The sequence below is a fragment of the Halomonas cupida genome (assembly GCF_900142755.1).
In the GTDB taxonomy this organism is placed as follows: Bacteria; Pseudomonadota; Gammaproteobacteria; order Pseudomonadales; family Halomonadaceae; genus Halomonas; species Halomonas cupida.
In genome coordinates this window covers 251477-277797 of record NZ_FRCA01000001.1, presented here as the reverse complement: position 1 = coordinate 277797, position 26321 = coordinate 251477, and the positions used below count along the sequence as shown (strand labels likewise).

26 protein-coding genes and 1 riboswitch are annotated in these 26321 nt (G+C 62.2%); of the genes, 3 read left to right on the top strand and 23 right to left on the bottom strand.

The genetic code is table 11. The features are described 5' to 3' along the window. Positions 1-53: 53 nt before the first annotated feature. From BUE38_RS01120 to BUE38_RS01105, 4 genes are all read right to left on the bottom strand, one after another. A complete protein-coding gene (locus BUE38_RS01120; protein WP_073433186.1) occupies positions 54-1061 on the bottom strand; it encodes an aldo/keto reductase in 1008 nt (335 codons plus the stop codon). 469 nt (positions 1062-1530) lie between these two features. Next, entirely contained in the window at positions 1531-2145 is a 615-nt protein-coding gene (locus tag BUE38_RS01115; RefSeq protein WP_073433185.1) for an FMN-dependent NADH-azoreductase, read from the bottom strand. A 20-nt stretch (positions 2146-2165) separates the two neighbouring features. Next, positions 2166-2603 (bottom strand): GNAT family N-acetyltransferase, encoded by a 438-nt coding sequence (locus tag BUE38_RS01110; RefSeq protein ID WP_073433184.1) that lies wholly within the window; start codon positions 2601-2603, stop codon positions 2166-2168. Continuing rightward, a complete protein-coding gene (locus tag BUE38_RS01105; protein ID WP_073433183.1) occupies positions 2600-3082 on the bottom strand; it encodes a carboxymuconolactone decarboxylase family protein in 483 nt (160 codons plus the stop codon). The genes BUE38_RS01110 and BUE38_RS01105 overlap by 4 nt, the downstream gene beginning before the upstream one ends. Positions 3083-3148: 66 nt before the next feature. Here BUE38_RS01105 and BUE38_RS01100 point away from each other — a divergent pair, with 66 nt between their 5' ends. Beyond that, positions 3149-3628, top strand: a complete 480-nt coding sequence (locus tag BUE38_RS01100; RefSeq protein ID WP_073433182.1) for a MarR family winged helix-turn-helix transcriptional regulator — start codon at positions 3149-3151, stop codon at positions 3626-3628. A 72-nt stretch (positions 3629-3700) separates the two neighbouring features. Next, positions 3701-4168: an Lrp/AsnC family transcriptional regulator gene (locus BUE38_RS01095; protein ID WP_371860380.1), complete on the top strand. Its 468-nt coding sequence runs from the start codon at positions 3701-3703 to the stop codon at positions 4166-4168. A 29-nt stretch (positions 4169-4197) separates the two neighbouring features. Here BUE38_RS01095 and BUE38_RS01090 read toward each other — a convergent pair whose 3' ends face one another. The 5 genes from BUE38_RS01090 to cbiE form a co-directional block, all read right to left on the bottom strand. Beyond that, positions 4198-5247 carry a PLP-dependent cysteine synthase family protein gene (locus tag BUE38_RS01090; protein WP_073433181.1) on the bottom strand — a complete coding sequence of 350 codons (1050 nt, stop codon included), beginning with the start codon at positions 5245-5247 and terminating at the stop codon, positions 4198-4200. Between the two features lie 193 nt (positions 5248-5440). Continuing rightward, entirely contained in the window at positions 5441-6238 is a 798-nt protein-coding gene (cobF, locus tag BUE38_RS01085) for a precorrin-6A synthase (deacetylating) (protein WP_073433180.1), read from the bottom strand. Then, complete coding sequence (cobM, locus tag BUE38_RS01080) at positions 6235-7062, bottom strand: precorrin-4 C(11)-methyltransferase (protein ID WP_073433179.1); 828 nt, start codon at positions 7060-7062, stop codon at positions 6235-6237. Before cobM ends, cobF begins: the two co-directional genes overlap by 4 nt. Continuing rightward, positions 7059-7454 (bottom strand): cobalamin biosynthesis protein, encoded by a 396-nt coding sequence (locus BUE38_RS01075; RefSeq protein WP_234986726.1) that lies wholly within the window; start codon positions 7452-7454, stop codon positions 7059-7061. The genes cobM and BUE38_RS01075 overlap by 4 nt, the downstream gene beginning before the upstream one ends. Then, positions 7421-8674: a precorrin-6y C5,15-methyltransferase (decarboxylating) subunit CbiE gene (gene cbiE, locus BUE38_RS01070; RefSeq protein WP_084541647.1), complete on the bottom strand. Its 1254-nt coding sequence runs from the start codon at positions 8672-8674 to the stop codon at positions 7421-7423. Before cbiE ends, BUE38_RS01075 begins: the two co-directional genes overlap by 34 nt. Here cbiE and BUE38_RS01065 point away from each other — a divergent pair. Next, positions 8673-9458 (top strand): cobalt-precorrin-6A reductase, encoded by a 786-nt coding sequence (locus tag BUE38_RS01065; RefSeq protein WP_073433177.1) that lies wholly within the window; start codon positions 8673-8675, stop codon positions 9456-9458. The two genes, cbiE and BUE38_RS01065, sit on opposite strands and share 2 nt — an antisense overlap. Here BUE38_RS01065 and cobJ read toward each other — a convergent pair. The 14 genes from cobJ to BUE38_RS00995 all read right to left on the bottom strand — a co-directional run bounded on the left by cobJ (position 9425) and on the right by BUE38_RS00995 (position 26147). After that, a complete protein-coding gene (cobJ, locus tag BUE38_RS01060) occupies positions 9425-10186 on the bottom strand; it encodes a precorrin-3B C(17)-methyltransferase (RefSeq protein WP_073433176.1) in 762 nt (253 codons plus the stop codon). The genes BUE38_RS01065 and cobJ overlap by 34 nt on opposite strands. Beyond that, positions 10183-10908: a precorrin-2 C(20)-methyltransferase gene (gene cobI / locus BUE38_RS01055; RefSeq protein ID WP_073433175.1), complete on the bottom strand. Its 726-nt coding sequence runs from the start codon at positions 10906-10908 to the stop codon at positions 10183-10185. Before cobI ends, cobJ begins: the two co-directional genes overlap by 4 nt. Next, complete coding sequence (locus BUE38_RS01050; RefSeq protein ID WP_073433174.1) at positions 10905-11534, bottom strand: precorrin-8X methylmutase; 630 nt, start codon at positions 11532-11534, stop codon at positions 10905-10907. Before BUE38_RS01050 ends, cobI begins: the two co-directional genes overlap by 4 nt. Positions 11535-11536: 2 nt before the next feature. Beyond that, entirely contained in the window at positions 11537-12679 is a 1143-nt protein-coding gene (cobG, locus tag BUE38_RS01045) for a precorrin-3B synthase (RefSeq protein ID WP_307725389.1), read from the bottom strand. Positions 12680-12698: 19 nt separating this feature from the next. Next, positions 12699-16622: a cobaltochelatase subunit CobN gene (gene cobN, locus BUE38_RS01040; protein WP_073433172.1), complete on the bottom strand. Its 3924-nt coding sequence runs from the start codon at positions 16620-16622 to the stop codon at positions 12699-12701. Beyond that, complete coding sequence (gene cobW / locus BUE38_RS01035; protein WP_073433171.1) at positions 16622-17758, bottom strand: cobalamin biosynthesis protein CobW; 1137 nt, start codon at positions 17756-17758, stop codon at positions 16622-16624. Before cobW ends, cobN begins: the two co-directional genes overlap by 1 nt. Then, entirely contained in the window at positions 17749-19140 is a 1392-nt protein-coding gene (locus BUE38_RS01030) for a cobyrinic acid a,c-diamide synthase CobB (protein WP_073433170.1), read from the bottom strand. Before BUE38_RS01030 ends, cobW begins: the two co-directional genes overlap by 10 nt. Then, positions 19137-20954, bottom strand: a complete 1818-nt coding sequence (locus BUE38_RS01025; protein WP_073433169.1) for an AAA family ATPase — start codon at positions 20952-20954, stop codon at positions 19137-19139. The genes BUE38_RS01030 and BUE38_RS01025 overlap by 4 nt, the downstream gene beginning before the upstream one ends. Beyond that, positions 20951-21715, bottom strand: coding sequence for a CbtA family protein (locus BUE38_RS01020; RefSeq protein WP_073433168.1), 765 nt, complete (start codon positions 21713-21715; stop codon positions 20951-20953). Before BUE38_RS01020 ends, BUE38_RS01025 begins: the two co-directional genes overlap by 4 nt. A 110-nt stretch (positions 21716-21825) precedes the next feature. Then, positions 21826-22014 (bottom strand): CbtB domain-containing protein, encoded by a 189-nt coding sequence (locus BUE38_RS01015; RefSeq protein WP_073433731.1) that lies wholly within the window; start codon positions 22012-22014, stop codon positions 21826-21828. A 35-nt stretch (positions 22015-22049) separates the two neighbouring features. Beyond that, positions 22050-22266: riboswitch (cobalamin riboswitch) on the bottom strand. Positions 22267-22300: 34 nt separating this feature from the next. Beyond that, positions 22301-23032, bottom strand: a complete 732-nt coding sequence (gene bluB, locus BUE38_RS01010; RefSeq protein ID WP_073433167.1) for a 5,6-dimethylbenzimidazole synthase — start codon at positions 23030-23032, stop codon at positions 22301-22303. Positions 23033-23319: 287 nt separating this feature from the next. Beyond that, positions 23320-23661 (bottom strand): hypothetical protein, encoded by a 342-nt coding sequence (locus tag BUE38_RS01005; RefSeq protein ID WP_073433166.1) that lies wholly within the window; start codon positions 23659-23661, stop codon positions 23320-23322. A gap of 351 nt (positions 23662-24012) precedes the next feature. Then, a complete protein-coding gene (locus tag BUE38_RS01000) occupies positions 24013-24942 on the bottom strand; it encodes a hydroxymethylglutaryl-CoA lyase (RefSeq protein ID WP_073433165.1) in 930 nt (309 codons plus the stop codon). Beyond that, entirely contained in the window at positions 24942-26147 is a 1206-nt protein-coding gene (locus BUE38_RS00995; RefSeq protein WP_073433164.1) for a CaiB/BaiF CoA transferase family protein, read from the bottom strand. The genes BUE38_RS01000 and BUE38_RS00995 overlap by 1 nt, the downstream gene beginning before the upstream one ends. Positions 26148-26321: the final 174 nt, after the last annotated feature.

The window sequence follows — 26321 nt, the reverse complement described above, 5'->3', positions numbered from 1 at the left end:
TATATATTTCCGCAAACAGGAGAGGCAGCTCTGGTGCCATCCGAGGCGTTTACTTACCCCCCAACGGCCGGCATCGGTTCGGTATCGATTTCCTTCAACTGGGCCTCGCTGTAACGATCACCATCGACCTCACACAGCATGTCGTCGAGTCGAGCAACCACATCGGCAGGCAGTTGGATCTCCGACGCGGCCAGGTTCTCCCGCATATGCGCCACACTGCGGGTACCGGGAATCGACAGCACATCATCGCCCTGAGCACGCAACCAGGCCAATGCCAACTGCGCGGGAGTGCAATCGACCTGCTCCGCCAGCGCCAGCGCTTCCTGCAGGCGTGCCAGGTTGAGTGGATAGTTCTGCTCAGTAAAACGCGGCATGCCGAGCCGAACATCGCCCTCTACCAGGCTTGAGACATCCTCGAGCTTGCCGGTGAGAAATCCCCGTCCCAGCGGACTGAACGCGACGAAGGCCGTGCCCAGCTCACGGCAGGCTGCCAGGGTGGCCACCTCGGGATTACGTGTCCACAGCGAGTACTCGGATTGCAGGGCGGCAATCGGGTGCTCCGCCGCGGCTCGGCGCAAGGTATCCGCCGAGACTTCAGACAGGCCGATCCCGCCGATCTTGCCCTCTTCCACCAGGCGGCCAAGCTCGCCCACGCTCTCTTCGATCGGTACCTTGAAGTCGAGACGGTGCAGATAATAGAGGTCAATATGATCGGTCTTCAGCCGCCCAAGACTCTGCTCGCACTGACGCCTCAGCACCTCGGGTCGACCGTCGATGACCTTGCGTTCCAGTTCCGGGTCTCTGGCCATACCGCACTTGCTGGCAAGGAATATCTCGCTGCGATACGGCGCCAGCGCCTGACCGACCAGCCGTTCATTGAGGGTGGCCCCATACAGCGTGGCGGTATCGAAGTGCCGATAGCCCATATCGAAGGCGTTACGCAATGCATCCAGTGCCTGCGTCTCGCTCAGTGGCGTGCCATAGGCATGGCAGAGATTCATGCAACCCAAGCCAATGGTGGGATCACCGGGCTTGTTCAGCACATGGGAAATGGACGCCATGAAAATACTCCTCCGAATCAGAAGGCTCTAGTGTGGTGCCCCGCAAGTTCATCGTGTTTCAGAGCCATCAGGTGCCGTTGGGGCACGTGGTCCAGCACCCTGGCGTGTTCTGCAGTTCATATCGCCTATATGGACCAGGTACACAACACAGCACCAACGGCACCTGATGGCTCCCAAAGGGCGCGCCATACCGGGCCGCTGGCGGTGTTGCCGTTTTTGGAAAGGGTATCGGCCATTCCCTGCAAGCGGCGTCTGGCCATCGACCCGGTATGACGCGCTGAAATCATGCCAACTTGTGGGACGCCACACTAGCCTATCGCAACCTGCTGCCACCATCACCGTTGACAACAACAGGAGCGCTGATCATCTCTGGTCGGGGTTATTAACCCGGCATGCTTTCATGTTGGGTTAATGGCGGCACAGGGACGTGCCGCCGTCGGCCATCAGGCCGACGCGAGACCGCGACACATCAGCGCTCGATGCTCACGATCCGCTCCAGCCAGCTCCCAGCCTCGCCAAGCGCATCCGGGATAGACTCGGGGCCGTGGCCCAGGCCCTCCAGGCGCAGCACTTCAACATCAGTAATGCCGATGGAGCCCAGTACGTACTTGAAATAAGGAGTGAAGAAGTCCTCCTGCGCACCGGGAAAGTCACCGAAGCGCCCACCACAGGCGACAACGGCAAGGACAGGTCGGTCAGGCACCAGGCCTATCTTGCCGGTCGGCGAAATATCGAACGTACGACTCGGGCGGACCACATGATCGATCCAGGCTTTCAGCGCAGAGGGAACGGTGAAATTGTTCATCGGCGTAGTTACCAACACAGCATCGGCGGCTTCCAGTTCGCCGATGAGGGTTTCCGACAGTCCGAGACTCTCCACCTGGTCAGCGCTCCGATCTGCGGCAGGCATCAAGCTTGCTTCAACAAAGGAGTGGTCAGGATGCGTTGGTGGTTCGGCAGCCAGATCTCGTGTAACGACTTCCACTCGAGGCGCCATCGCATGTAGACGGTCGAGCAGGGTCAGGCCCGCACTGCGGCTGAACGAAGCCTCCCCGCGCGGACTGACCGGAATGTGTAGCAGCATCACGCAATCCCTCGTCTCATCTAGTCGACTTGCATACCAAAGTGCAGAGCACTGGCGACAAGTTGGTTACGGTAATAGAAACGGTGAGCGAGGACGTTGTCGAGGCCACTATCGAGTACCAGCCGACGGCAACCGAGTTCGCTCGCTTCTTCCTTCAGTCGCGCCATCAAGACAGCTCCATATCCGTGGCTGCGTTGACTTCCTTCGGTGACCAGATCGTCCACATAGAGAAAACAACCGTAAATCATGTTGTGCTGGGTGCGGATACCCGCAATCGCCATCGGCACACTGCCCTCCCACAAGGCGAGTATGCGGTAGCCTTCAGCGTGCTGTCGTCGCCAACACTCGAGAAATTCGGCTGCGGTGTCGAGGTGTGGACGTAACTGCCGCATCAGAGGATAACAGGAGCGGACAGCGTTCTCGTCATCGGCATAACGGATATCAATGGCAGAAGTCATGATGTTGGCTCCGGAGGGCTGAAGTGCAATGGGCCGCAAATGCGGTTCCACGCATTGATGTTGGCGATGGCGACGGTCAGCGCCATCAGCTCGGTCTCGGTAAACTCCTCCGTGGCATCGGTATAGACGTCAGCTGCAATCGACCGGTGTGCCAGATCCGTCAGCGCCTCAGCCCAGCCAAGGGCGACGCGTTCACGTCTGGAGTAACGGCGACTGGTTTCACGCCAGACCGCCAGTAGGTCGAGCCTGGCCTGGGAGACACCCAACTGGCGGGCGATATTGAGGTGGAGCTGGGCACAATAGGCACAGCCGTTGATCTGAGAGACACGAACTTTCACAAGTTCAATCAATTGCTTATCAAAGCCCGTGTCAGTAACGGCCTTACCCATTTCCCGGAGTGCATCCTGAACCCCAGGCAGGTTGTCGTTGAGATCGGATAATTCCAGGTGCGGGATAGTGGAAGCGTATGTCGTCGACATGGTGAGTTTCCGTACAGTGAAATATACAATATCAGGACACAGACAACTTATCAGGACACTGACAATATGATCAACCATGAATCGGGACCCACAGTTCCCGCGCCAGGTGAAGGAAAACGTGGAGAGCAGGGTTACCTTGGCTACCTGTTGACGCAGGCATCGGCGGCGAACCGACATCGAATGGAGCGCCTGATGAGCGACATCGGGGTGACACCGCCGCAGTTTCTGGTGCTGACCATGGTGGGTGCCTACCCGGGGCTTTCGAATGCTGACCTCGCGCGGCTATGCGCCCTGACACCGCAGACAGTCAATGTCGTGGTGGCCAGACTGGAAGAAGATGGTGCCATCACCCGCCGTCCGCATGCCGTGCATCGCCGCATTCGCATGATCGAATTGACCAGACAGGGCGAGGCGTTACTGGCAGAGTGCCGCCCCCGCGCACGTACCATCGACCAGGAGTTGCTTCACGGGTTATCCGAGCATGACGAGCAAGTGATTCGACGCTGGCTGGTGCGGATCGCCGTCATGGATGGTGAGGAAAAATGATCGCCACAGACACACTGATGTAGAATTCCATTCTCCAGTCATTAGAGAGAACAGAACCAGGAGAAAAGAGTTGTGTCGTCACTGGACCGTTACGACCGACAGTTACTGCGTCTGCTGCAGCAGGATGCCTCACAGTCGGTCAAGCAGCTGGCCGAGGCCGTCAACCTCTCCACAACACCCTGCTGGAAGCGTCTCAAGCGACTGGCGGATGAAGGCTACATCCGTGCTCGAGTTGCGCTGCTCGACCCCGAGAAACTGGGGTTGGGCCTGTCGGTGTTCGTGCAGCTCAAGACCCGCAGCCACAACAATGCCTGGCTCGAGGACTTTGCCCGCAAGGTGATGGGGTTCGAAGAGGTCGTGGAGTTCTATCGCATGTCCGGCGAGTGGGACTATATGTTGCGCGTCGTGGTGCGGGACATCGCTGCCTACGATGCCTTCTACAAGCGCCTGATCGCCAGTGTTGACGGTCTCAGCGACATCAGCTCCAACTTTGCCATGGAGCAGATCAAGAACACCACCGCGCTACCTGTAGGCTATTGATTCCGATTATTGTTCGAAGCTGATACCGACTATTGGTCGAAGCGCGCCAGCCACTCGTTCCAGGGGGTAAGCGGCCCCAGGTTGGCAGCTAGCCAGGCCTCATCGTAGTAACTGTCGAGATAGCGCTCACCGCCATCGCACATCAGGGTCACGATGGAACCCTGCTGGCCACTGTCACGCATGCGCTCGGCTACCGTCAGCACACCCCACAGATTGGTTCCGGTGGAGCCGCCAGCCTTGCGCCCCAGGCGTTGTTCCAGCCAATGAATGGCGGCAATCGAGGCGGCATCCGGCACCTCCATCATCTCGTCGATGACATCCGGAACAAAGGACGCCTCGACCCTGGGCCGGCCGATACCCTCGATGCGACTGCCGGTTTCGATGGTCAGGCTGCGGTCGCGTTTCTGGAAGCTGTCATGGAAGACCGAGTTTTCCGGGTCGACCACCAGCAGTTGGGTAGCATGTCCGGCATAGCGAATATAGCGGCCAATGGTGGCCGAGGTGCCGCCGGTACCGGCGCCCATAACGATGGTATGTGGAACACTGTGCCGCTCCATGGCCATCTGTTGAAAGATGCTCTCGGCGATATTGTTGTTACCGCGCCAGTCGGTAGCACATTCGGCGAAAGTGAACTGGTCCATGTAGTGGCCGTCCAGTTCCTCGGCCAGACGTTCGGCCCGGGCGTACATCTCGCAGCCACGCTCGACAAACCAGCACCGGCCACCCAGATATTCTATCTGGGCAATCTTGCTGCGCGCCGTCGAGGCCGGCATCACCGCATGAAACGGCAACCCCAGCAGGCGTGCGAAGTAGGCCTCGGACACGGCGGTACTGCCGGACGACGCCTCAATGACGGGCGTGCCCTCCCTCACCCGGCCACTGCAGATGGCATGCAGAAACAGCGAACGTGCCAGGCGGTGCTTGAGGCTGCCTGTGGGGTGCGAGCTCTCATCCTTGAGATAGATGTCGATCCCCATCTGCTCGAGGGACGCAATATCAAGCTTGTACAAGTGAGTATCCGCCGAACGGCGACGGTCACTATCGATACGATGGATGGCTTGACGAACCCAGTCGCGCATGGGGAACTCCGCATGAGTTGTGTACTGGTTCAGTCTAACGCTGGCCTCCAGGAAGGAGATTCCAAAGCGGTGCCTTGAATGCCATCAATAAGGTAAAAATTTCTATCCAAGCCCAGATATACAGAATGTCATTTCCCAAGACCTCAATGCCGCGATAGCAGACCGCGCCCTATAGAAGACAGCTCCTGGTGAGTCAGTACGAGCGCCTCGCCAGCAGATAGGTATCCATGATCCAGCCATGCTGCTCACGCAGTGCGGCGCGTTGTTGCAGGATCGCTGCACCGACCTCGCTCAGCGGCCCCTGAATCAGGCATTGCTTGTCCATGCCCAGGTAAGCGCCCCACCAGATATGAATGCCTTCGCTGGGTAATGTCTCGAAGGCTCCCCCCCTGTCGAGCATCACCGCTACACTGGCGGCGTCTGTCGGCCAGCCTCGCTCGCGTAGTCGGCGTCCGGTGGTGATCTGGACCGGTTCGGCGAGGGCATTGAGGGGAATTCGATGCTCTGCGGTCAGCACCTGCAGGCTGGTGATCCCGGGCACCACCTTGACCTCGACCTGCCGTTGCCGTCCGCCTTCGCCGAGGCGACCGGCAATACGCAGACTGCTGTCGTACAGCGAGGGGTCGCCCCAGATAAGCATAGCGACTCGACCTCCCCGTGGCAGCCAAGTGCCCATCAGCTCACCCCAGACATCGGCAATCGCCGCGTGCCAGTCATCCACCGCAGCCAGATAATCGGTGTTGTTGTCGCGTTCCGGCAGGTCGAACTCCACCACCCGCGGGCGCTGCATATCATTCAGCGATTCTCGACCCGACGCTTCTCGACCCAATAGCTCGCGGCACAACAGGCGACGCAGATCCACCAGATCCGACTTGCCCTCACCCTTGCGTGGCAACAGGATCAGATCTGCGGCCTGGAGCGCCTTTACTCCCGCCAGGGTGACATGATCGGGGTTACCAGTACCGATGCCGATCAGAGAAAGCTGAATCATTGGCCTTTCCCCGGCTCTGCCGAGTCGTCCTGCAACATCTCGGGAGCCGTATCCGCAAAGGGAGAGGCCGCCGACTGAGGACGAAAACGGCGATCGTAACCCAGCGCATACAGACAGCTTTCGTCGAAGTCCTCCGCCGCCAGTACCGGGCCGACCAGAATCAGCGCGGTGCGATTCATCGCGGGCTCCAGTGCCGCCTCTACCGTCGACAGTCGGGCGCGGATTACCCTTTCATCGGGCCAGCTCGCGCGCCAGACAATGGCCACCGGACAATCGGCGCCATAGAACGGCACCAATTCCTCCACTACCCGGCCCAGCGCATGAATGGAAAGATGCAGTGCCAGGGTGGCGCCACTGCGCGCGAAGTTGGCCAGGGTCTCGTTGTCCGGCATGGCGCTGGCTCGCCCTGATGTACGCGTCAGGACCACCGACTGGGCCACTCCCGGCAGGGTCAGCTCCTGACCAAGGGTGGCCGCCGCAGCGGCAAAGGACGGCACCCCCGGCGTGATGGCATAGGGGATGTCCTGGTCGCGCAGGCGGCGCAACTGCTCGCCCATGGCGGACCATAGCGACAGGTCCCCGGAGTGCAGCCTCGCCACATCCTGCCCCGCCGCATGAGCGGCAGCGATGTGTTCAATGATCTCGTCCAGCGACAGCGGTGCGGTATTGATGACCTTTGCCGCTGGCGGGCAGTGTTCGAGTATCTGCTCGGGCACCAGTGAGCCCGCATACAGACACACCGGACAACGGGCGATAAGGTCGCGCCCGCGCAGCGTGAGCAGGTCGGGGGCACCGGGTCCAGCGCCGATGAAATGTACCGTCATGAAAAACTCCTTTCCGCCACCGCAGCGGTGGCCTGACGATCCCCGGACACCAGCCGGGGACCCAGCAACTGTGCATCAGACCCGGCGGCGATCAATGCCACCGCTTCGGCAACACTGCCCGTCCCCCTGGCCTTCAGACTATGGCTGGAATGCGTGATGGTGACAGCTGTCGGCAGGGACGCCTCCGGCACTCTGAGCACCACCAGGCCATGCGCCTTTCCCAATTCCGCGACCCTCGGCCACATCGCCTCACTGGCCGCCAGTCGGTCGATGGGACCATGGCATTCCCGCAGACGATCCAGCAGCTCCTCGAGAGCACTCAGCGATACCGAGCGACGAAAGCCGAATCCCGCCACCTTCATCGCAGAACCCTCCACTGCACGATGGGCCATGCCGACTTCCACCCTCGGCGAGTGCCGATGGGAGAAACTGTGGCCAGCTCCAGACGCACCAGCTCACCGCCCACCCGCTGCTGCCACTCGCCGAGCAAGGCCTCCGACTCCAGGGTGACAGCATTGGCCACCAGACGAACGCCTTCCGGCAACTGCCGCCATAATGTTTCCAGCAAAGCAGCCGACAGCCCACCGCCGATGAATACCGCATCAGGTGGCGGCTGGTCAGCGAGGACATCGGGCACAGGGCCTTCCAACACCTCGAGCCAGTCAACACCCAACTGACAGGCATTGCGACGGGCACGAGTGGCGCGCTCAGCATGACGCTCAAAGGCCAGCGCCCGATTATCGGGGTGGGCCAGCAGCCACTCGATGGCCACCGAGCCGGATCCGGCGCCGATATCCCAGAGTCGTTCGCCCGGGATCGGCGCCAGCGCGGCCATGGTCACGGCACGCACACTCTGTCGGGTGATCTGACCGTCGTGTTCAAACCATTCATCCGCCAATCCTGATATCGGAGGGAGCGCGGGGCCGGCACCGGCGACTTCCACCGCTACCGCGACCGGATGCTGGATATCGTCCGGCAGTTCGTCCCCCGCCAGCACAGTGCGCAGGCGTTCGTTGTCTCCCCCCAGGGACTCGAGGAGATGCAGGTGAGACTTGCCGAAGCCGAACTGCTCCAGCAGCGCCGCCAACTCGATCGCTGCATCACCATCCCGCAACAGCACCAGTAGGCGCCGGCCCTGGTGTAGATGCGGGCGAATACGTGTCAGCGGTCGAGCATGCAGTCCCAGGCAGACACAGCTCTCCAGCGGCCATCCCAGCCGAGAGGCGGCGAGACTGAAAGAGGACGGCGACGGCAGTGCCTGCCACTCACCAGACGACAGGTGGCGGGTCAGACTGGTCCCGGCGCCGAACCAGAAGGGATCGCCCGAGACCAGCATGACCACTCGCCTGCCACGCTCGGCCAGCAATTGAGGAATGCCATCGGCAAAGGGCACCGGCCACTCTCGCACCTCGGCCTCCAGCCGCGGCAACAGTCGCAGATGGCGACGCGCACCGAACACCAGCTCGGCAGTGTCGAGGGCCGTTCGGCTTGCCGTTGTCAGTGCCGTTGTGCCACCCTCCGTCCAGCCCAGTATCGTCAACCAAGGGCGCTTGTCGCACGAAGCCGTGTCGAAGGGACCGGCATTTAAGGAAGCACGCTTGAAATCAGCCATGAACAACGTCCTGATTCTGGGAGGTACCAGCGAAGCCAGCGCCCTGGCCAAGGCTTTCGCCAGTCGCTCGATTCCCGCCGTGTTCAGCTATGCCGGGCGTGTCACTACACCAAAGGCCCAGCCACTGCCCACCCGCGTTGGTGGCTTCGGCGGCATCGAGGGGCTGAAGTCCTGGTTGGCGGAGAACGGCATCACCCATCTGGTGGATGCCACCCACCCCTTCGCCGCACAGATGAGCCGCCATGCCGTACAGGCCGCAGCAGACAGCGATATCGAACTCATCGCCCTGACTCGTCCCGCCTGGCAGCCTGTGACGGGCGACCGCTGGCAACGAGTCGCCAGCGTTGAAGCCGCCGTCGATGCCCTTACCGGTCCGCCCGAGCGAATACTGCTGGCGATCGGCCGCATGCATCTCACCGCCTTCACGGCTCAACCCCAGCACCACTACCTGCTGCGTCTGGTCGACACTCCCGAAACGTCTCCCCCGCTGCCCCATCACACCATCACCGTCGACCGCGGCCCCTTCAGCCTGGAGGGAGATCTCGACCTGTTGCGTGAGCACGGCATCCAGCATCTGGTCTGCAAGAACGCCGGTGGTGAGGGCGCCATGTCCAAGCTGGCAGCAGCTCGCCAGATGGGGTTGCCGGTGCTGATGATCGAGCGTCCCGAACTGCCGCAGCGCCGGGAGGTTCATTCTGTCGATGCGGTGTTGTCGTGGCTTGCTCATGGTAACGACGCTCATGACAGCCTTCATGACGACCACGGCACCGACCTCGGTGTGTAAACCAGCGGCGTGGCATCATCCCGCTCGATTCGTCGAGTACGGCTCGAACCCACTATCACCAGAGTACGCATGTCGGCCATCTCCGGCCTTGCCTCGCCCAGGCAGGTGACGTGAACGGCTTCCTGCGGTGTCGACACGGCCCGAGCCAATACGATCAGACGCTGACTACCGCAGGCCTCGCGCAGCACCTCCAGAACCCGAGCAAAGCCTTCCGGACGTGCTCTGGAGCGCGGGTTGTAGAAGGCCATGGCGAAGTCGGCCTCGGCGGCCAGCCGCAGGCGCCGCTCGATCAGCGGCCAGGGCTTGAGGTTGTCCGACAGATTGATGCAGCAGAAGTCATGCCCCAACGGCGCTCCCACGCGAGCGCTGGCGGCCAGCATCGCTGAAATGCCCGGCAGTACTCGGATATCCAGGCTGCGCCAGGCCGGGTCTCCGGCCTCCACCGCCTCGAAGATCGCCGACGCCATCGCAAACACCCCCGGATCGCCCGACGATACGACGGCAACACGGCGCCCTGCGGCGGCCAGACGCAACGCTGCCTGCGCTCGCTGCAGTTCCTCACGGTTATCCGAACCGTGATGTACCAGGCCGGGTCTCGGCGCTACGCGTTGGACATAGGGCTGATAACCGACCACATCGGTGGCCTCGGCCAGGGTCGTGGAGACCTCCGGCGTCACCATGGCTTCAGCACCGGGGCCAAGCCCGACGATGGCCAGCCAGCCGCTCATGGACGCCTCCCGTTGCCATGGATCAGCAGGATCGAGAAATAAGGCGCACTGTCCCCCGCCTCGCGGAACGGCATCACCCTCTCCTCTGGCATGGCGGCATATTCGATCAGCCAGGCCTCGTCCTCACGCCCGGCCCGAGCCAGAGCCCGGCGCAGCTTGTCGAGATGGCGACCGATCTTCATCACCACCAGTGCATCGGTCTCGGCAATACGCTTCGCCAGGGTTTCCTCCGGTAGTGTGCCCATCAATACCGTCATGACATCATCGCCCCAGGTCATGGGCTGGCCGGTGGCAGTCCAGGCGGCGGACATACCGGTGATACCGGGTACCACGGATACCGGTACCCGCCCCCACAAACGACGGTACAGATGCATGAAGGAACCATAGAAGAAGGGATCGCCTTCACACAGCACCACCGGATCCCGACCGGCCCCGGCTATCTCACTGAGCTGGGCCACGCATTCGCCATAGAATTTCGCCAGGCATTCGTTGTAGCGCGGATCCTCGACGGGAATCTCGGTGGTCAGCGGATACTCCATCGGCAACTCGATGACAGTGTCCGACAGCAACCCTTCGACAATGCTCCGTGCATGACCTGTGCGACCGCGCTTACGGAAATAGGCAACGTGCGAGGCCTGGCGGATCAATCGGTCCGCCCGCACACTCATCAGATCCTGGCAGCCCGGCCCCAGCCCGACGCCGTAAATGGTTCCTCTGGTCATTCGCTGCGGTCCGCCATGGCATTGACGGCAGCCACCGTCACCGCACTACCGCCGAGACGCCCCTGCACAATGCAGCTTGGCACCGGCCCACTTTCCCAGAGTGCCTGTTTGGACTCGGCGGCACCGACAAAGCCCACCGGGCAACCTATGATCGCCGCAGGGCGCGGGCAATCCGGCTGTTCCAGCATGTTCAGCAGATGGAACAGCGCCGTAGGCGCGTTACCGATCGCCACCACGGCACCATCCAGGTGAGGTCGCCACAACTCGAGGGCCGCCGCCGAGCGGGTATTGGCCATCTCTCGGGCCAGTTCCGGTACCCGCTGATCATGCAGCGTACAGATGATCGGGTTGTCTGCCGGCAGGCGGCCGCGTGTGATTCCCTCGGCCACCATGCGCGCGTCACATAGAATCGGTGCGCCCTGTTGCAGCGCATGGCGCGCGCATTCGACGACATCACCACGGAAGTGAATATACCGAGCCAGCTCCACCAGCCCTGCTGCATGGATCATGCGTACCGCAACCGGCTCCTCGTCCACCGAGAAGCGAGCTAGTTCGGCCTCGCGACGAATGATGGAAAAGGACTCACGGTAGATATCCGGCCCGTTCGTTTCATAGACGAAAGGCATCGCTATGCTCCTGCAGGAAAATGATGTTTCAGATAATCAAGGACCTCGGCTTCACTGAGGCCAGTCACTTCGGGCACGCCATCCGCACGCCCCTCGACAATCAGGTCAAAACGTCCGTCACGCCCCGTCAGGCACAGTGCAGCGGGCTGGCGACGGGCACAGCCCTTGCGACAGCCGGATACATGCACCGACCCCGGAACCTGCGAGGCAAGGGCTTCGGCCAGTCGGCGGGTTTCCACACTGGCCTGATTACACCAGGGCGCTCCAGGACAGGCATCCACCACCAGCCGCGGATCCTCTTCATCTGTGGGCAGCCCCCCAGTGCAATCGGGCATGCCACCTTCGATCCACAGGCGTCGCCAGGGAGTGACTCGCACGTCACCCACCAAGGCCCCCTGAACCACCTCGCGCAACGCGGGGGCGGTAACGCGTCCGAAAGGAATGCCGATCAACAGCCCCCGGGGATGCTGCCCCAGCACAGGCCGGTCACGGCATGCGGCAGGCAGCGCCTGCCGTGGCGCCCAGCTCGGCAGCAAGGCCTGATGGCGACGCATTCGCCCGGCCTCCCATCCACCGCTGTCGACGAACCAGTGTGCCAGGCGCACCAGCCCTTCCACCGCCTCCTCCACCGAGGTCACCGCGGTGCCTCTGGCGTGGCCATCGGCACGTACCAGCAGGCCGCCGTCCGCCGAGCGTTCCACGCGAAAGTCCGCCGAGACCCCGGCCAGCAGCGGAGCGGTTCCCGCGTCAATGGCAAAGCCGACCTTGCCCGGCAGTTCAGGAAGATCGCCCAGTCGCGCCATGAGCCGGGTCGCCAACTGGTGAGTGTCATCACCGGCCTGCCAGTCCGGCGTCACCAGCATATTGCGACGACGCTCGGTGTCAGGATCGGAATCCACCAGTCCGTGCTCGGCGAGATGCGCCAGCAGTTCCGACCAGTGCTGTTCGGGGACACCGCGCAGCTGCAGATTGGCCCGGTTGGTCACCTCGATCAGCCCCGTGCCGAAACGCTCCGCCCCATCGCATAACGCCAGCGCCTGGCGGCGGGTCAGGCGTCCGAGAAACGGCCTGACACGTACCAGCAATCCATCCCCGGATGCCATTGGCTGCCAGGCTCCCGGGCACCAGCCCTTGATGAGTGGCATCTGATTCATGTCCCCCCCATCACACCGAGCCGCCTGGTGTAGCCGTGGCATAATCGCCGGCTGGAGAACCTGAGATCTCCCGGGCTTCATCCAATTCCAGCAACAGATCCTGCAGTGCCTCTCCCTGTTCACCGGCCTCCCGCCACAGGCCACGCTGCGCGGCTTCCAGCAGGCGCTCCGCCATCTCTTCCAGTGCAGCGGCATTGTGATCACGCAGGAAGCGCTGGTTGGCCTCATCCAGCACCAGTGCCTCGGTGACCTGGGCGTACTGGTAGTCCGCCACCAGATCGGTGGTGGCGTCATAGGCAAACAGATAGTCCACCGTGGCGGCCATCTCGAAGGCACCCTTGTATCCGTGCTCACGCATGGCGAGGATCCATTTGGGATTGAGCACTCGGGAGCGGATCACCCGGTTCAACTCCTGCTTGAGCGTACGGATGGTCGGTTGAGCAGGGTTGGCATGGTCGGCGTGATAGATCGAAGGAGTCTGCCCCCCAAGCGCGCGACTGGCATTGGCCATGCCACCCTGGAAGGCGTAGTAGCTGTTCGAGTCGAGAATGTCGTGCTCATGGTTGTCCTGGTTGTGCAGGACGGCATCAAGGCCCGCCAACTGGTGCTCGAAAGCGCCACGAGCGGCAACCCCGGACTCGGGAAACTGGCCATAGGCGTAGCCACTGGAACGCAAATAGGTCTCCGCCAGATCATCGGCAGTCTGCCAGGCACGGCTGTCAATCAAGCGATTCAGGCCGGTGCCGTAGTCACCGGGCCTGCTGCCGAAGATCCGGTAACTGGCCTCCCGTGCCGCCACTTCGGCGCTCAGCCCATCGGCCTCCAACTCTCGCTGACGAGCCACAATGGTGTCGCGGATGACGTTGCCGTTGCCTGGCTCCTCGTAGGCGGCCACCGCCTGGACAGCGCTATCGAATAGACGAATCACATTGGCAAAGGCATCGCGGAAGAAGCCGGACACCCGCAGCGTGACATCCACCCGCGGACGCCCCAGCAACATGGCGGGAATCACCTCGATATCGACCACGCGCTGCGAGCCCGGCGACCAGACAGGCCGAACCCCCATCAGTGCCAATGCCTGGGCGATGTCGTCGCCACCGGTACGCATGGTGGCCGTGCCCCAGATCGATAACCCCAGACGACGGGGAAAATCGCCGTTGTCCTGCAGGTAGCGCTCAACCAGGGCTTGAGCTGACTTTTCCCCCAACGTCCAGGCCGCCGGCGACGGAATCGAGCGATTGTCGACGGTAAAGAAGTTGCGCCCCGTGGGCAGGGTATCCAATCGCCCGCGACTGGGCGCACCACTCGGCCCTGGAGGCACGAAATAGCCATCGAGACCATCCAGCAGCGACTGGATTTCCATCTCGGCGCCGCGTTTCATTGCCGCCCAGACCGTGTCCCGGGCATAGCGACACAGCTCGGCGGTGGCTGGGTAGTCTCCCACCAGCTCCTCCAATGGGCAGTTGGCCTGCACCGGGTCTGCCAAGACATAGTCGGCCACCAGGCGCTGAGCCAGACGCTCCAGGCGCTCCCGGGTGTCGGCAGCAGTACGCCAGATTGACGATTCCTGCTCGACCAGCACCTGCGGCCGCGGTCCCGTCCAGGCTTCGGCGCCCGCCCTCAGCGGATCGAAACCGTCCATCCCCGACTCTCCCGCCATCAGCCCCAGATCGTCCGCGAGGTTGTGCAGCAACCCACGCTGGTGGATGGCCTCTCCTCTCGGCAGGCGCAGGATCGCCACCAGGGTGGCGGCCAGCTTGTCATGCTCCGGCAGGCAACCGAGGATGTGCAGCCCATGGCGGATCTGGGCTTCCTTGATGTCACACAACCAGGTATCCAGTTCGTTGAGCAGTGCCTCATCACCCGGGCGGCTTCCGCCATCCCCCCCTTCCACTCCATGCGTCAGTTCCTGATCGATGCCGGTCTGACGGAGGTGCTCGAGAATGCGCTCGCGCAACAGGGTTTCACGACGCGGGTCCATGCCCAGCGCCTGGTAATACTCATCGGTCAACGCTTCCAGTTCCGCCATGGGGCCGTAGAGCTCGGCACGGGCCAGTGGTGGCATCAGGTGATCGATGATCACCGCTTGGCTACGGCGCTTGGCCTGGGCCCCTTCGCCGGGGTCATTGACGATGAACGGATAGAAGTGCGGCAACGGTCCCAGGGCAATATCCGGCCAACAGTCACCGGACAGCGCCGTGCTCTTGCCCGGCAGCCACTCCAGGTTGCCATGCTTGCCGACATGGATGACGGCATCCACTCGGTAGTGATCGCGCAGCCAGAGGTAGAACGCCAGATAGCTGTGCGGCGGCACCAGTTCGGTATCGTGGTAGGTCTGCGTCAGATCATCGATGAAGTCCCGCTCGGGCTGGATACCGACAAAGGTCTCGCCGAGACGAATACCGGCAATCATCAACCGTCCCTGGCGGTATTTCGGGTCGCTCTCGGGTGCGCCCCAGCGCTGCCGTACCGATGTGCGCAGTGCTTCCGGCAGCGTCTCGAACCAGGCCAGATAGTCGTCAAGACCGATGGACTGCCGGCAGGGTCGCAGATCCAGAGCATCGTGGTCGTTGGTCACCGCGCCCTGCAGGCATTCGATCAGCGCATCACCGTCGGCAGGCACGTCACTCACGGGATATCCGGCCGCTTCGAGCGCCTGAAGAATCCGCACGGTCGAGGCAGGAGTATCCAGGCCAACACCATTGCCGATACGGCCATCACGGTTGGGATAATTGGCCAGCACCAGCGCCAGTCGCTTGCGGGCATTGGGTGTCTGACGCAAGGCACAGAAACGCCTGGCGAGTTCAGCGACAAAAGCAGCGCGCTCGGGATGCAGGACATGACGAATCACCGAGACCTGACAGCGCTCGCTGTACAGCGCCTCTGCCTTGAAGGCCACCGCGCGGGTGATGATCCGACCATCCATCTCCGGCAGCACCACCTGCATGGCCATGTCCCGACTGCGCAGACCGTTGCTGCCTTCCTTCCAGTCTTCCTCGGTCGTGCTCGACAGGATGGCCTGTAGCACCACAGGGCGACCGCTGAACAGCACCCCTGCTGCACTGTCGCCCTCCTCATCCGGACTGCGGTTGATGGAGAATCCGGTGGTATTGATGATCAGCGTCGCGCCGGCCTGCTCGATCAAATGATTGACGAAGGCCAGACTGGTCTCTTCCTTCAACGAGGTCACGGCCACCGGCAATGGCTCGAGGCCACGTTCCCGCAATACCTCTACCAGCCCGTCCAGCGCCTGGGTATTGGCGCCCTGCAGGTGGCTGCGATAGAACAGCAGCAAGCACACTGGTCGCCCGTCCCGCTGTTGCTCACGCCATTCACTCAGCGTGGCTTCCTCACCCCCTCGTCGGGCAGAAGGTGGTAAGGAGGGGGGTAAGTAAAGCAGTGCCTCAGGCATGCGCCGGGGTTCGCGCCAGTCGAGGGCAAGGCCCAGGCAATGGGTGCCCACACAGCGCAGCATCTGCTCGGCGTTGTCTACCCCGCCTTCACGCAGGTAGCGCCACACGCGGTGTGCCAGAGCTGTCGGCACACTGGAGTCCTGCAGCAGAGCCTCATCCGGAGCATCGCAACCCGGCACCACGATCAACTGCCGATCGCGGCCCGCATTGACCCAGGCCAACAAGCGCTCGTATCCGTAACGCCAGTAGCCACTGCCACCGAGCAGCGACACGATCACCAGGCGAGCCTTGTCCAGCACCCGATCTTCATACAGATCGTAGGCGGCGGGCTTGACCAGATTCATCCAGTTCGCCAGCCGCACCGTTGGGTAGTCATCACCGAGCCGCTCGGCCGCCAGGGCCAGCGCCGACAGACTGCTGTCGGCGGCGGACAGGATCACGACCTCGGCAGGATCCTGCTGCAGGTCGACGACCCCCTCGTCATCGACGAAACCTCCGGGTCTAGCGGCAAACAGATGCATCAGACGTCCACATCAGTCTCGGCGACCCGGGTCGAGGACAGCGCCTCGCGCAGGGCAGCCTCATCCAGCGACCTGCCGATGAAGACCAATTGGGTGTGGCGCGGCTCGTCCGCTCTCCAGAGGCGATCGAAGTAGCTATCCAGACGCTCACCTACAGCCTGAATGACCTGGCGCATGGGCTTGCCCGGGATGGCCGCAAAGCCCTTGGCGCGATAGATTTCCTGCTCCTTCAACAACTGGCGCAGAACCGTCGCCAGGGCCTGCCCATCGACCTCGCCGAGACGAATCACACAGGAGTCGAAATGATCATGGGCATGATCATGATGAGCGCCCTCGGCATGATGGCGGTCATGGTGGTTATCGATATGGTCGATATGCTCCTCGCTCGCCGCACCGATGCCCATCAACGCCTCCAACTGAGTGCTGTCCGCAGCCAGTGTCTGGTCGATGAACAGTGTCTTGACCGAACCTGTCACTCGCCCGCGAACCAGCGACTCGACTGCCTGACGGTCACCGGGTTCGAGCAGGTCGGTCTTGCTGACCAACACCAGGTCTGCCGCACTCAATTGATCATCAAGCAGTTCGCGCAGGCTGGGATCATGATCGAGACTCTCGTCGGCGCGGCGCTGGGCCTCGACCCGCTCGACATCATCGGCATAGCGCCCGGAGGCCACCGCCGGGCCGTCGACCACGGTAATGATCGCATCGACGGTACAGTGCTGGCGGACCTCCGGCCAGTTGAAAGCCTGCACCAGCGGCTTGGGCAGCGCCAGTCCGCTGGTCTCGATCAGGATGTGGTCGATATCATCCCGACGCGCCACCAGCTTCTTCATCACCGGCAGGAATTCCTCCTCCACCGTGCAGCAGATACAGCCATTGGCCAGTTCATAGATGCCGTCCTCCCCCTGGGACACCGCGCCTGGGCCTTCGCAACCCTCTTCGCTCCCCCCCTCTTCTCTACAACCGAGGGCACAACTACGCAGCAGGTCGGAATCGATATCCTGCTCACCGAATTCGTTGACGATCACCGCAATACGCTTGCCGGTCACGCCGCGCAGTAGACTGGCCAGCAGCGTGGTCTTGCCGCTCCCCAGGAAGCCGGTCACCACCGTGGCGGGAATCTTGTTCAATTGCATGCGGGAAGCTCCTCAGCAGGAAGGTCCATCACCCTGTCACCACGCAGCAGACGTGCCACAGCGGCAGGGTTGTCAGGAAAGAACAGGTGCAGATAGGTCGCCGTCAGGCATCGCTGTCGATAGATGGCCTCACCCGGCGCAGGATGGCGTTGGCGCCGTCCATGACCGATGGGGTCGGGGGTGCCTTCGGTCACCGAGCGATGATGGGCATGCCCACGAATGTCGCCTTCGGGTAACTCGGCGGTCTGCATGCCCTGGCAACCGTTGCGGCCACGCATCCACCCTCGCCCCGGTATCAGTCCGAGCATGAGATGGGTCTGATCGGCGTGATCCGTCAGTGTTTCCAGGCAATAGAGCATGCCGCCGCACTCAGCGAGGATCGGCCGGTCCGCCGCATGGAAGTGACGGATATCGTCGGCCAGCGACTGATTGGCCGCCAGGCGAGCACCATGCAGCTCCGGATAGCCTCCGGGCAGCCAGAGCGCATCGCAGGAAGGCAGGTGATCATCATTCAATGGTGAGAAGAAGCGCAATTCCGCGCCCATCCGCACCAGAAGGTCCAGGTTGGCCTGATAGATGAAGCTGAAGGCGGCATCTCTGGCCACGCCGATGACCCGTCCCCGCAGCGCATCCTGAAGCTCAGGAGACATCGTGGTATCCAGTGGCCCTGGCGCAAACTCGACACCGGGCAGGTGCAGCAGGGCCTCAGCCAACGGCTCGCCTTCCAGCGCCCGGGCGCTGGCCTCGAAGCGGGCTTCCAGGTCCTCACGAATCTCCTCGGCCTGAACCAACCCCAGATGGCGCTCGGGCAGAGCCAGGCCCGGATCACGGGGCATGGCGGCCAGCAACGGAATCCGCTCCGGCAGGGCCGCCTCGATCAGCTCACGATGACGCGGTGAAGCGCACGCATTGGCGATCAGCCCTGCCACATGGATGTCATCACGGAATCCAGCAAGGCCAGTGACCAAGGCCGCCGCCGTCTGCGCCATGCCCTTGACGTCCATGACGATGACCAGCGGCAGACCGAAGCGTGCCGCCAGGTCGGCGCTGGAAGGCTCGCCATCGTAGAGCCCCATGGCGCCCTCGACCAGGATCAGATCGGCAACCAGCGCCGCCTCATGGAGACGCTGCCGACACCAGGCCTCGCCAGCCATCCACAGGTCCAACGGTTCCACTGGTTGTCCCGAGGCCTGGGCCAGTACCTGAGGATCCAGGTAATCGGGACCGGTCTTGAACACTCGCACCACCTTGCCTTGATCACGCAGCATCCGCGCCAGTGCCGCGGTAACGGTGGTCTTGCCCTGGCCGGAGGACGGTGCGGCAATAAAGACGGCGGCACAGACGGCCCCAGCAACTGCCTGCTCGCTACCATGGGGCATCATGTCGACACCTTCCCAGGCAGAGCCTCTGTGGCCGACTGAACCTCTGTGGATAGCGTGCGATAGAGAGCCCCCAACTGCCGGGCAAGGCGCGGTCCCTGCCCGCGCCTGACGCTGGACTGCTCGGTATCCACCAGGATGCAGTCACCCAGTGGCGGCAGGTCCGTCACCGACTCCCGAGTCCTGCCATCGGTGATGACATAGGTCCGCACATGCAGGCCGGGGGCCTGACGCCGCCACTTCTGGATCAGCTCCAACGCCCGGCGGATAGCCGCCCGAATCGGTGTACCACCGCCTGCCCTGGTGACATCGAGCCTCCCCCGCATGTCGCTGGGCGCACGGCATCGCCTGAGCACAGGAACAACACCATCATTACCGAAGCCCACTACTGCCATTTGCTCGCGCATGGCATAGGCCTGGCTCGCCAGCGCCTCGACCAGTCCCTTGGCTCGCCCGAGCAGTTGCTGGCCCAGAGTGGAGCCGGAAGTATCGAGCAGCACCAGATGCACTACCGACTGGCCGCGACGCGCCTTGCGGTAACACCACTGACGAGGTGGCCACTCTCCACGATTGGCCACCAGGGTGCTGAACCAGTCCGGGGACGTCGACATATCCCGAGCCCGACGCGGGCCCGACTGTGGCCCCCGCTGGATACGCCGGGAAGCGGGGCTGGACCAGGCGCCAGCTCGAGACTCGCTGCCGATACCCGGCAGCTCAAGCATCGGCGTGGCAAGGGTTTTCTGTATATGATTCTGCTGTGTGACCGGCGGCAGAGCGCCCCACTGTTCCTGCTGCCGTCCCTGCTGTTCGGCAGAGTCCACATCCTTGCCTGACCGGGGGTCGCCACTGGCTGCATTGGGACGCCTTCCATCACACTGGCCCTTCCCCGAACCGCCTCCGTGCACCGAGGATGGGGGTGGTGAGGATGACGGTGTCGTTGACTCAGGGGAGTGGGTTCGACGATGGGCAAGGACCCAGGGCTCAACGGCGTCGAGATCCTCCAGCCCCAGCTGTTCCGCTCCCCGCCAGGCGGCATGGGCCCTTGCCGCACGATGCCAGGTCACATCGGCACGCATGCCCTCGACAACAGCGGCCTCGCAGCCTGCAGCAATATGCTCATAGCACCAATTCGGCACGACGATCTTCGCCAGGGCTTGTCGCGCCGACTCAAGACGGCGCATCAACACCAGTTGATCGGGCTGATGGGCCTGGACATAAGCAAACGGATCACGGTCAAAGGACTCGCGCTGCTGCATGATGGTGACCCGGTCCTGGATGGCCAACTGCGATTGCAGTTCGAGACAGAGACCGAAGCGATCGAGCAGTTGGGGACGCAGTTCGCCCTCATCCGGGTTCATGGTGCCGATCAGACTGAAGCGCGCCGCATGGGTGTGACTGATCCCGTCGCGCTCGACGATATTGATGCCCCGCGCGGCCACGTCGAGCAGCAGGTCCACCAGGCTGTCCGGCAGCAGGTTGACCTCATCGACATAGAGCACGCCACCATCGGCCTTCGCCAGCAATCCGGGCTGGAAGGCCGCCTCACGTTCCGACAGCACCTGCTGCAGATCCAGGCTGCCGGTCAGGCGGTCTTCGCTCGCCCCCAGCGGCAGGTTGACGAACGGCGGACGGCCGCCTTCGGCATCGTCGGGGAGGACATCCGCCAGAGCACGAGCCAAGGTGGACTTGGCGCTTCCCCGGGGGCCGCTGATCAGCACCCCGCCGATTCGAGGATCGATGGCGTTGAGCAACAGCGCTGTCTTGAGTGCGTGCTGGCCAACCACCGCCACAAACGGAAACTCAGGTGGAAGCATCATGGGCAACCGGCCTGGCGTTGGTGGTCAGGAGCAGGGGGATTGGTGGTCAGGCGCTGGAGGACAAGGACACATAGCAATCCGGCCAGCAACCAGAACAGCAGATTGGTGATACCAGCGGCCCAGATGAACTCTCGATGCAACTCACTCAGTATCTGCACCACTTGTGGGTCAGGATGGGTAAACATTGCCCCTTCATGGGTCGGTACCCAGCTATAAGGCACCAGCAGAAGAGGCAACCCGAGTAGACGCTTCCAGCCCGTAGTCAGACTCAATATCCCCAGACCAGCGGCGGCCATTACCACCGTGGTAAACCACCACCATTGACGTGACTCAAGCGCAGCGGCGGAAGCACCGGGAATCTCGGGCGGCAACCCCAGCGAAGGGGCGACAAAGACAGCGAGATAACACAGCACTCCGACTACCAGGCCAGTCACCGGCATCAACACCAGCCGGCCACGGGCGTGGAGGTGATTCATCAACACCAGTAGGATGGCGGCAAAGCCTATGCCAGCGCCGATATTGGACATCATGGTGTAGAAGAAGCGTTCGCCACCATCGGCCGGTGCCCAGGCCTGCTCATCATGATGGTGATCATGGCCACCACTTGCATGGTCATGAGCCATATCGGTTCCGGCATCACTGACTTCATATTGCTCTGCAGCCAGCAGAATAGGCGTCACGCCCACAGACTGCATGGCCGTCATCGCCAACCCAAGGGCAATACCGACCAGACAGGCACTCAGTACCAGGGAACGGAACATCGAGAACTCTCCAGAATGCATTCGACACATACGCCGCCGGAGCAATCAGAACGACCACACCGCAGCAACGGCAACCAATCCACAGCCAACGTCAGTGACAGGGATAAACGTCAGTGACAGGGAAAGACGAAAACGTGCCGGGTATCGTGAGCCGCGTTATGGGCCGCGCTCATCGGCAGGAAGCCGACGGCATAGAGGATCAGCGCACCGAAAAGTACAACGGCGCCCTGCTGGAGAGCAGACAATCGGGAACTGGAACGCGAAGAACGCTGGGAGGAAAACGTGGAACTGGAAGACATCTGATACCCCTCGGGTGCCCGCCGCACCGCCATTGGATGGAACAGAGTGACAGGCCGGTCTCCGGGCTCGATGAGCGCGCTTCCGTAGAGAAAACGCAATTGCCTGCACCTTCCCGGCCGGGGCCAGTGGTCTTCGCAGGCTACTCATTCATTACCGTTGCGGGGGCAGCGATGGAATTGGCCACGAGGGGCCGCACCATACTTCTCGATTATCCCCTGAATGGCAGGGGCACCTGTCTCGATCTGAGCATCCTAAAGCAATCATCATGACAGGCGCAAACCGTCATCATTCCTTCCGAGTAGGCTGACGGCTGGAATGCTGAACCAACCACTCGGCCAGCGGATGTTCATCCTGCAGCGGCTGGTGCCAGCCGTTGTGATGCACGAGCTCCTGCAGCGGCAGGCGTGAACGCCAGCCTCTGGCCTCGAGTTCCGGTTGCTCGAGGAATTCGCTGACATAGCCGAGGCATAGGTAGGCCAGCGGGTAGACTGTCGTAGGCAGGTCGAGAACCCTGGCCAGACGTTGCTGATCGAGGATGCTGACCCAGCCCACGCCAATGCCCTCCGCACGCGCCGCCAGCCACAGGTTCTGAACCGCCAGGCAGGTACTGAACAGGTCGGTTTCGACGATGCTGTTGCGGCCAAGCACGGTCGGACCACCGCGGCTACGGTCACAGGTGATGCACAGGTTCAGGGGACTATCGAGTATGCCCTGCAGTTTGAGAGCACTGTAGGCAGCACGCTGCTCGCCCTCATAGTTGTCTGTGGCGCGGGCGTTCTCACGCTCGAAGTTATCCAGTACCCGTCGGCGCACCTCGATACTGTCGATCACCAGGAAGTCCCAAGGCTGCATGAAGCCCACCGAAGGGGCATGGTGAGCCGCCTCGAGCAATCGCCCCAGCACATCCGTCGGGATCGGGTCGGGCAGGAACTGGGAACGTACGTCGCGACGCTCGAAGATGGCTCGGTAGAGCCCCTGGCGCTCCTCCTCACTGAAGGAGTGGTGCGAACGGGTCATTGACAGTCTCCACAGGAATCGACGGAAGCCGGCAGTATCGCTCCGCCATGACAGTATGGCACCGTCAACCAGGGAGGACAGGCTTTCCTTTTCGATTCAACATATTACACCAGAAACAGTCACCATGCTGGCTGCCATGCTGGTGAATGTCGAATGCATCAGGCATCCGCTACTGTGCTGACGGACCGTCTATTGGGAGGGCGGTTTGTTGAATGTACCGGTATTGCGGCCACACCCGAGCATGCGACCGCAGCAACCAGTGACACGCCTGACAGTCAGTGGTCACGTCACCACCAGAGAACTGCCGGGGTCACTGCGGCAAGCACCATGGCCAGGGAAAAGCTGCTGACATGGTCGGTCTCTTCGCGGAACAGTCCGTTGCAGAAGAAGTCATCAAAGAACATGTTCACGGATGAGTAGCAACATAGAAAGGTCGCAATAGCCAGGACGCTGACCACACCGTAACCGCTCGCGCCAGCCCAATGGAGCGCCACCAGCATGCCGACCATGACCACCATCTTGATCAGCAACCGTAGAATATTGCGATCGTATTGCTTCTCGTAGCTTTCCTGCCAGGTCGTCAGCCAGGAAATGCTCTCGGACTCAACCAGATAATCTGCACCTTTCATTGTTTCCCCCCGCCGCACGCTCGATCGAACACCCACGGCACAAGGACTGTGGGTCATGGATCCTCCTACGCTACCAGGCGTTGCTTAAACTATTCTTACGGTGCTGGTGCCGATCCCGAGACATCCGGCACGCCCACCAGCGCTGTCAGGCCAGGCCTGTGTGAGGGAAATGGTGCGGCAGGATCGGCAGACACTCCAGCGCCTACCACCATATTCCGTACAATCCGACCGATATACGGAGATTTCCTACACCCAGCCATGCCATGACCCAGGGTTGACCGAGATGACGAGGAGCCCCGGTGCGATCTCAATTATCGGTGTGGTCAGCTATTTACCGTTCTGCCGTATCCGTCACAGCCCCGCTGGACAGGGATAGCGCCGATCCGCCGGACCAGCCTTGGCCACCTGGCCGGGAACATCGTGACCAACCAGCTCCGGCAACGTGGTGGAAAGCTCGATCAACGCCGCCAGGTCCACGCCGGTATCCACTCCCATCTGTTCGAACATATGCACCAGATCCTCGGTACATACATTACCGGTGGCACCGGGCGCGAAGGGGCAACCTCCCAGTCCACCGAGCGCCGCATCGAACTGCGTAACGCCGGACTGCCAGGCCGCCAGGCAGTTGGCAAGCCCCATCCCCCGGGTGTTGTGCACGTGCAGAGTAAAAGGCACCTGTGACCAGCGCGTCATGACCGCTTCACACAACCTGGCCACCTGGGCGGGATTGGCCATGCCGGTAGTATCCGCCAGCGTTACCCCCTCGACACCCAGTTCCAGCAGACGCTCGATGAAGCCCAGCACCCTGGACTGGGGTACCTCGCCATCAAAAGGGCATCCAAAGGCAGTCGACAACGAACCGTTGACGAACACTCCACTCCCCTTGGCCAGATCGACAATCTCGGCAAACTGCGCCAACGACTGTTCCGGTGACATCCGCAGATTGGCGCGGCTGTGGGACTCACTGGCCGACATCACCAGGTTGATCTCATCCACACCACTCGCCAGCGCCCGCTCACACCCCTTGACGTTGGGCACCAGCACCACGATGCCGACACCAGACACACGACGGATGCCCTGCACGACCTCGGCTGCGTCGGCCAGGTTGGGAATCGCCCTGGGTGACACAAACGATGTTGCCTCAACCCTGGCCAGGCCGGTTGCCATCAGGCCGTCGATCAGCCGAACCTTGTCTGCCGTGGCCACCCACTGCTTTTCGATCTGCAGACCATCGCGTGGCGCCACATCATTGATATAGACCCGTTCACGTCCCTGACTCATTACACAATCCCCCTTTCTCGCAACTGTTGCTGGGTGTGTTCATCGATCCCCAACTCATCCAGCACCTCGCGGGTATGCTGGCCCAGCTCCGGGCCTGCTCCACCGATACGCCCCGGTGTACGACTCAGTTTCGGCAACACGCCCGGCACCTTTAGCGGTGAGCCTGAGGCCAACTGGATATTCTGGATCATCTCCCGCGCCTGATAATGAGGATCTCTGACGATATCCTCGGCGGTGTAGGGATATCCCACCGGTACCCTCGCCGCGTCGAGTACTTCAAGAACATGTGCCCGCGGGTGTCGAGCGGCCCAGTCGCCGATCGCACCATCAATCAGCTCAGCATTGGCACTACGACCATCGTTATGGGCCAGGCGCGGATCCTCGGCCAGGTCATCGCGACCGATCGCCTGCATCAAGCGCTTGAAGATACTGTCACCATTACCGGCGATCAGCACATAGTCTCCCCCCAGGCAGGCATAGGCGTTGGATGGCGTAATCCCCGGCAGTGCACTGCCGCTGGGCTGGCGAATCTCACCGGTGGCGTCATATTCCGGCAACAGACTTTCCATCATGCCGAATACCGACTCATACAGCGCCACGTCGATGAACTGCCCCTGGCCACTACGCTGGCGTTCCTGCAGCGCCAGCAGCGTACCGATCACTGCATACAGGGCCGACAACGAGTCACCAATGCTGACGCCGACGCGCACCGAAGGTTCGCCGGGCTGACCGGTCAGGTAACGCAATCCCCCCATGGCCTCGCCGACCACGCCGAACCCCGGTTTGTCACGATAGGGTCCCGTCTGACCATAGCCGGAGACCCGAACCATGATCAGCTGCGGGTTGATGGCGGAGAGTTCGTCCCATCCAAGGCCCCATGATTCCAGTGTGCCCGGTCGGAAGTTCTCGACCACCACGTCACACTCCTCGACCAGACGACGCACGATATCCTGACCTTCGGATTCACGCAGGTTGAGAGTCAGGGAGCGCTTGTTGCGCGATTGCACATGCCACCATAGCGAAGTGCCATCCTGCACCTTGCGCCAGCGACGCAATGGATCCCCTACCCCGGGCGGCTCGACCTTGATCACATCGGCGCCGAACTCACCCAGCAGCTTGGCAGCAAAGGGGCCGGCAATCAGTTGCCCCAGTTCCAGAACCTTGAGTCCCTGCAGGGCCATACCACCTGTTGCCTGTTCCGCCATCGTTCGCCTCCCTCATTGTCACCATGGTTGCCATTGTCATTTCCACCACTCAGGCAGGATGGCTCAGTGCCCTACCGGCGGCAACTGGGCCTTCGTCCTGTTCTTCAATCACCACACCTATGCCAGGATGACACTGTCCAGAGACATGGTTCCATCGATTCAACCCAGGCCACC

Coding starts and splice junctions, on each gene's coding strand:
- bluB (WP_073433167.1), bottom strand. CDS start 23,032: ATGACCCGTTCGCACCACTCCTTCAGTGAGGAGGAGCGCCAGGGGCTC.
- cobN (WP_073433172.1), bottom strand. CDS start 16,622: ATGCATCTGTTTGCCGCTAGACCCGGAGGTTTCGTCGATGACGAGGGG.
- BUE38_RS01025 (WP_073433169.1), bottom strand. CDS start 20,954: ATGATGCTTCCACCTGAGTTTCCGTTTGTGGCGGTGGTTGGCCAGCAC.
- BUE38_RS01115 (WP_073433185.1), bottom strand. CDS start 2,145: ATGCTGCTACACATTCCGGTCAGTCCGCGCGGGGAGGCTTCGTTCAGC.
- cbiE (WP_084541647.1), bottom strand. CDS start 8,674: ATGGCTGATTTCAAGCGTGCTTCCTTAAATGCCGGTCCCTTCGACACG.
- cobW (WP_073433171.1), bottom strand. CDS start 17,758: ATGCAATTGAACAAGATTCCCGCCACGGTGGTGACCGGCTTCCTGGGG.
- cobI (WP_073433175.1), bottom strand. CDS start 10,908: ATGACCAGAGGAACCATTTACGGCGTCGGGCTGGGGCCGGGCTGCCAG.
- cobF (WP_073433180.1), bottom strand. CDS start 6,238: ATGATTCAGCTTTCTCTGATCGGCATCGGTACTGGTAACCCCGATCAT.
- BUE38_RS01065 (WP_073433177.1), top strand. CDS start 8,673: ATGAACAACGTCCTGATTCTGGGAGGTACCAGCGAAGCCAGCGCCCTG.
- BUE38_RS01005 (WP_073433166.1), bottom strand. CDS start 23,661: ATGAAAGGTGCAGATTATCTGGTTGAGTCCGAGAGCATTTCCTGGCTG.
- BUE38_RS01090 (WP_073433181.1), bottom strand. CDS start 5,247: ATGCGCGACTGGGTTCGTCAAGCCATCCATCGTATCGATAGTGACCGT.
- cobJ (WP_073433176.1), bottom strand. CDS start 10,186: ATGAGCGGCTGGCTGGCCATCGTCGGGCTTGGCCCCGGTGCTGAAGCC.
- cobG (WP_307725389.1), bottom strand. CDS start 12,679: ATGCCACTCATCAAGGGCTGGTGCCCGGGAGCCTGGCAGCCAATGGCA.
- BUE38_RS01110 (WP_073433184.1), bottom strand. CDS start 2,603: ATGACTTCTGCCATTGATATCCGTTATGCCGATGACGAGAACGCTGTC.
- BUE38_RS01075 (WP_234986726.1), bottom strand. CDS start 7,454: ATGGCCCATCGTGCAGTGGAGGGTTCTGCGATGAAGGTGGCGGGATTC.
- BUE38_RS01020 (WP_073433168.1), bottom strand. CDS start 21,715: ATGTTCCGTTCCCTGGTACTGAGTGCCTGTCTGGTCGGTATTGCCCTT.
- BUE38_RS01000 (WP_073433165.1), bottom strand. CDS start 24,942: ATGAGTCAGGGACGTGAACGGGTCTATATCAATGATGTGGCGCCACGC.
- BUE38_RS01120 (WP_073433186.1), bottom strand. CDS start 1,061: ATGGCGTCCATTTCCCATGTGCTGAACAAGCCCGGTGATCCCACCATT.
- BUE38_RS01030 (WP_073433170.1), bottom strand. CDS start 19,140: ATGATGCCCCATGGTAGCGAGCAGGCAGTTGCTGGGGCCGTCTGTGCC.
- BUE38_RS00995 (WP_073433164.1), bottom strand. CDS start 26,147: ATGGCGGAACAGGCAACAGGTGGTATGGCCCTGCAGGGACTCAAGGTT.
- cobM (WP_073433179.1), bottom strand. CDS start 7,062: ATGACGGTACATTTCATCGGCGCTGGACCCGGTGCCCCCGACCTGCTC.
- BUE38_RS01050 (WP_073433174.1), bottom strand. CDS start 11,534: ATGCCTTTCGTCTATGAAACGAACGGGCCGGATATCTACCGTGAGTCC.
- BUE38_RS01105 (WP_073433183.1), bottom strand. CDS start 3,082: ATGTCGACGACATACGCTTCCACTATCCCGCACCTGGAATTATCCGAT.
- BUE38_RS01015 (WP_073433731.1), bottom strand. CDS start 22,014: ATGTCTTCCAGTTCCACGTTTTCCTCCCAGCGTTCTTCGCGTTCCAGT.
- BUE38_RS01100 (WP_073433182.1), top strand. CDS start 3,149: ATGATCAACCATGAATCGGGACCCACAGTTCCCGCGCCAGGTGAAGGA.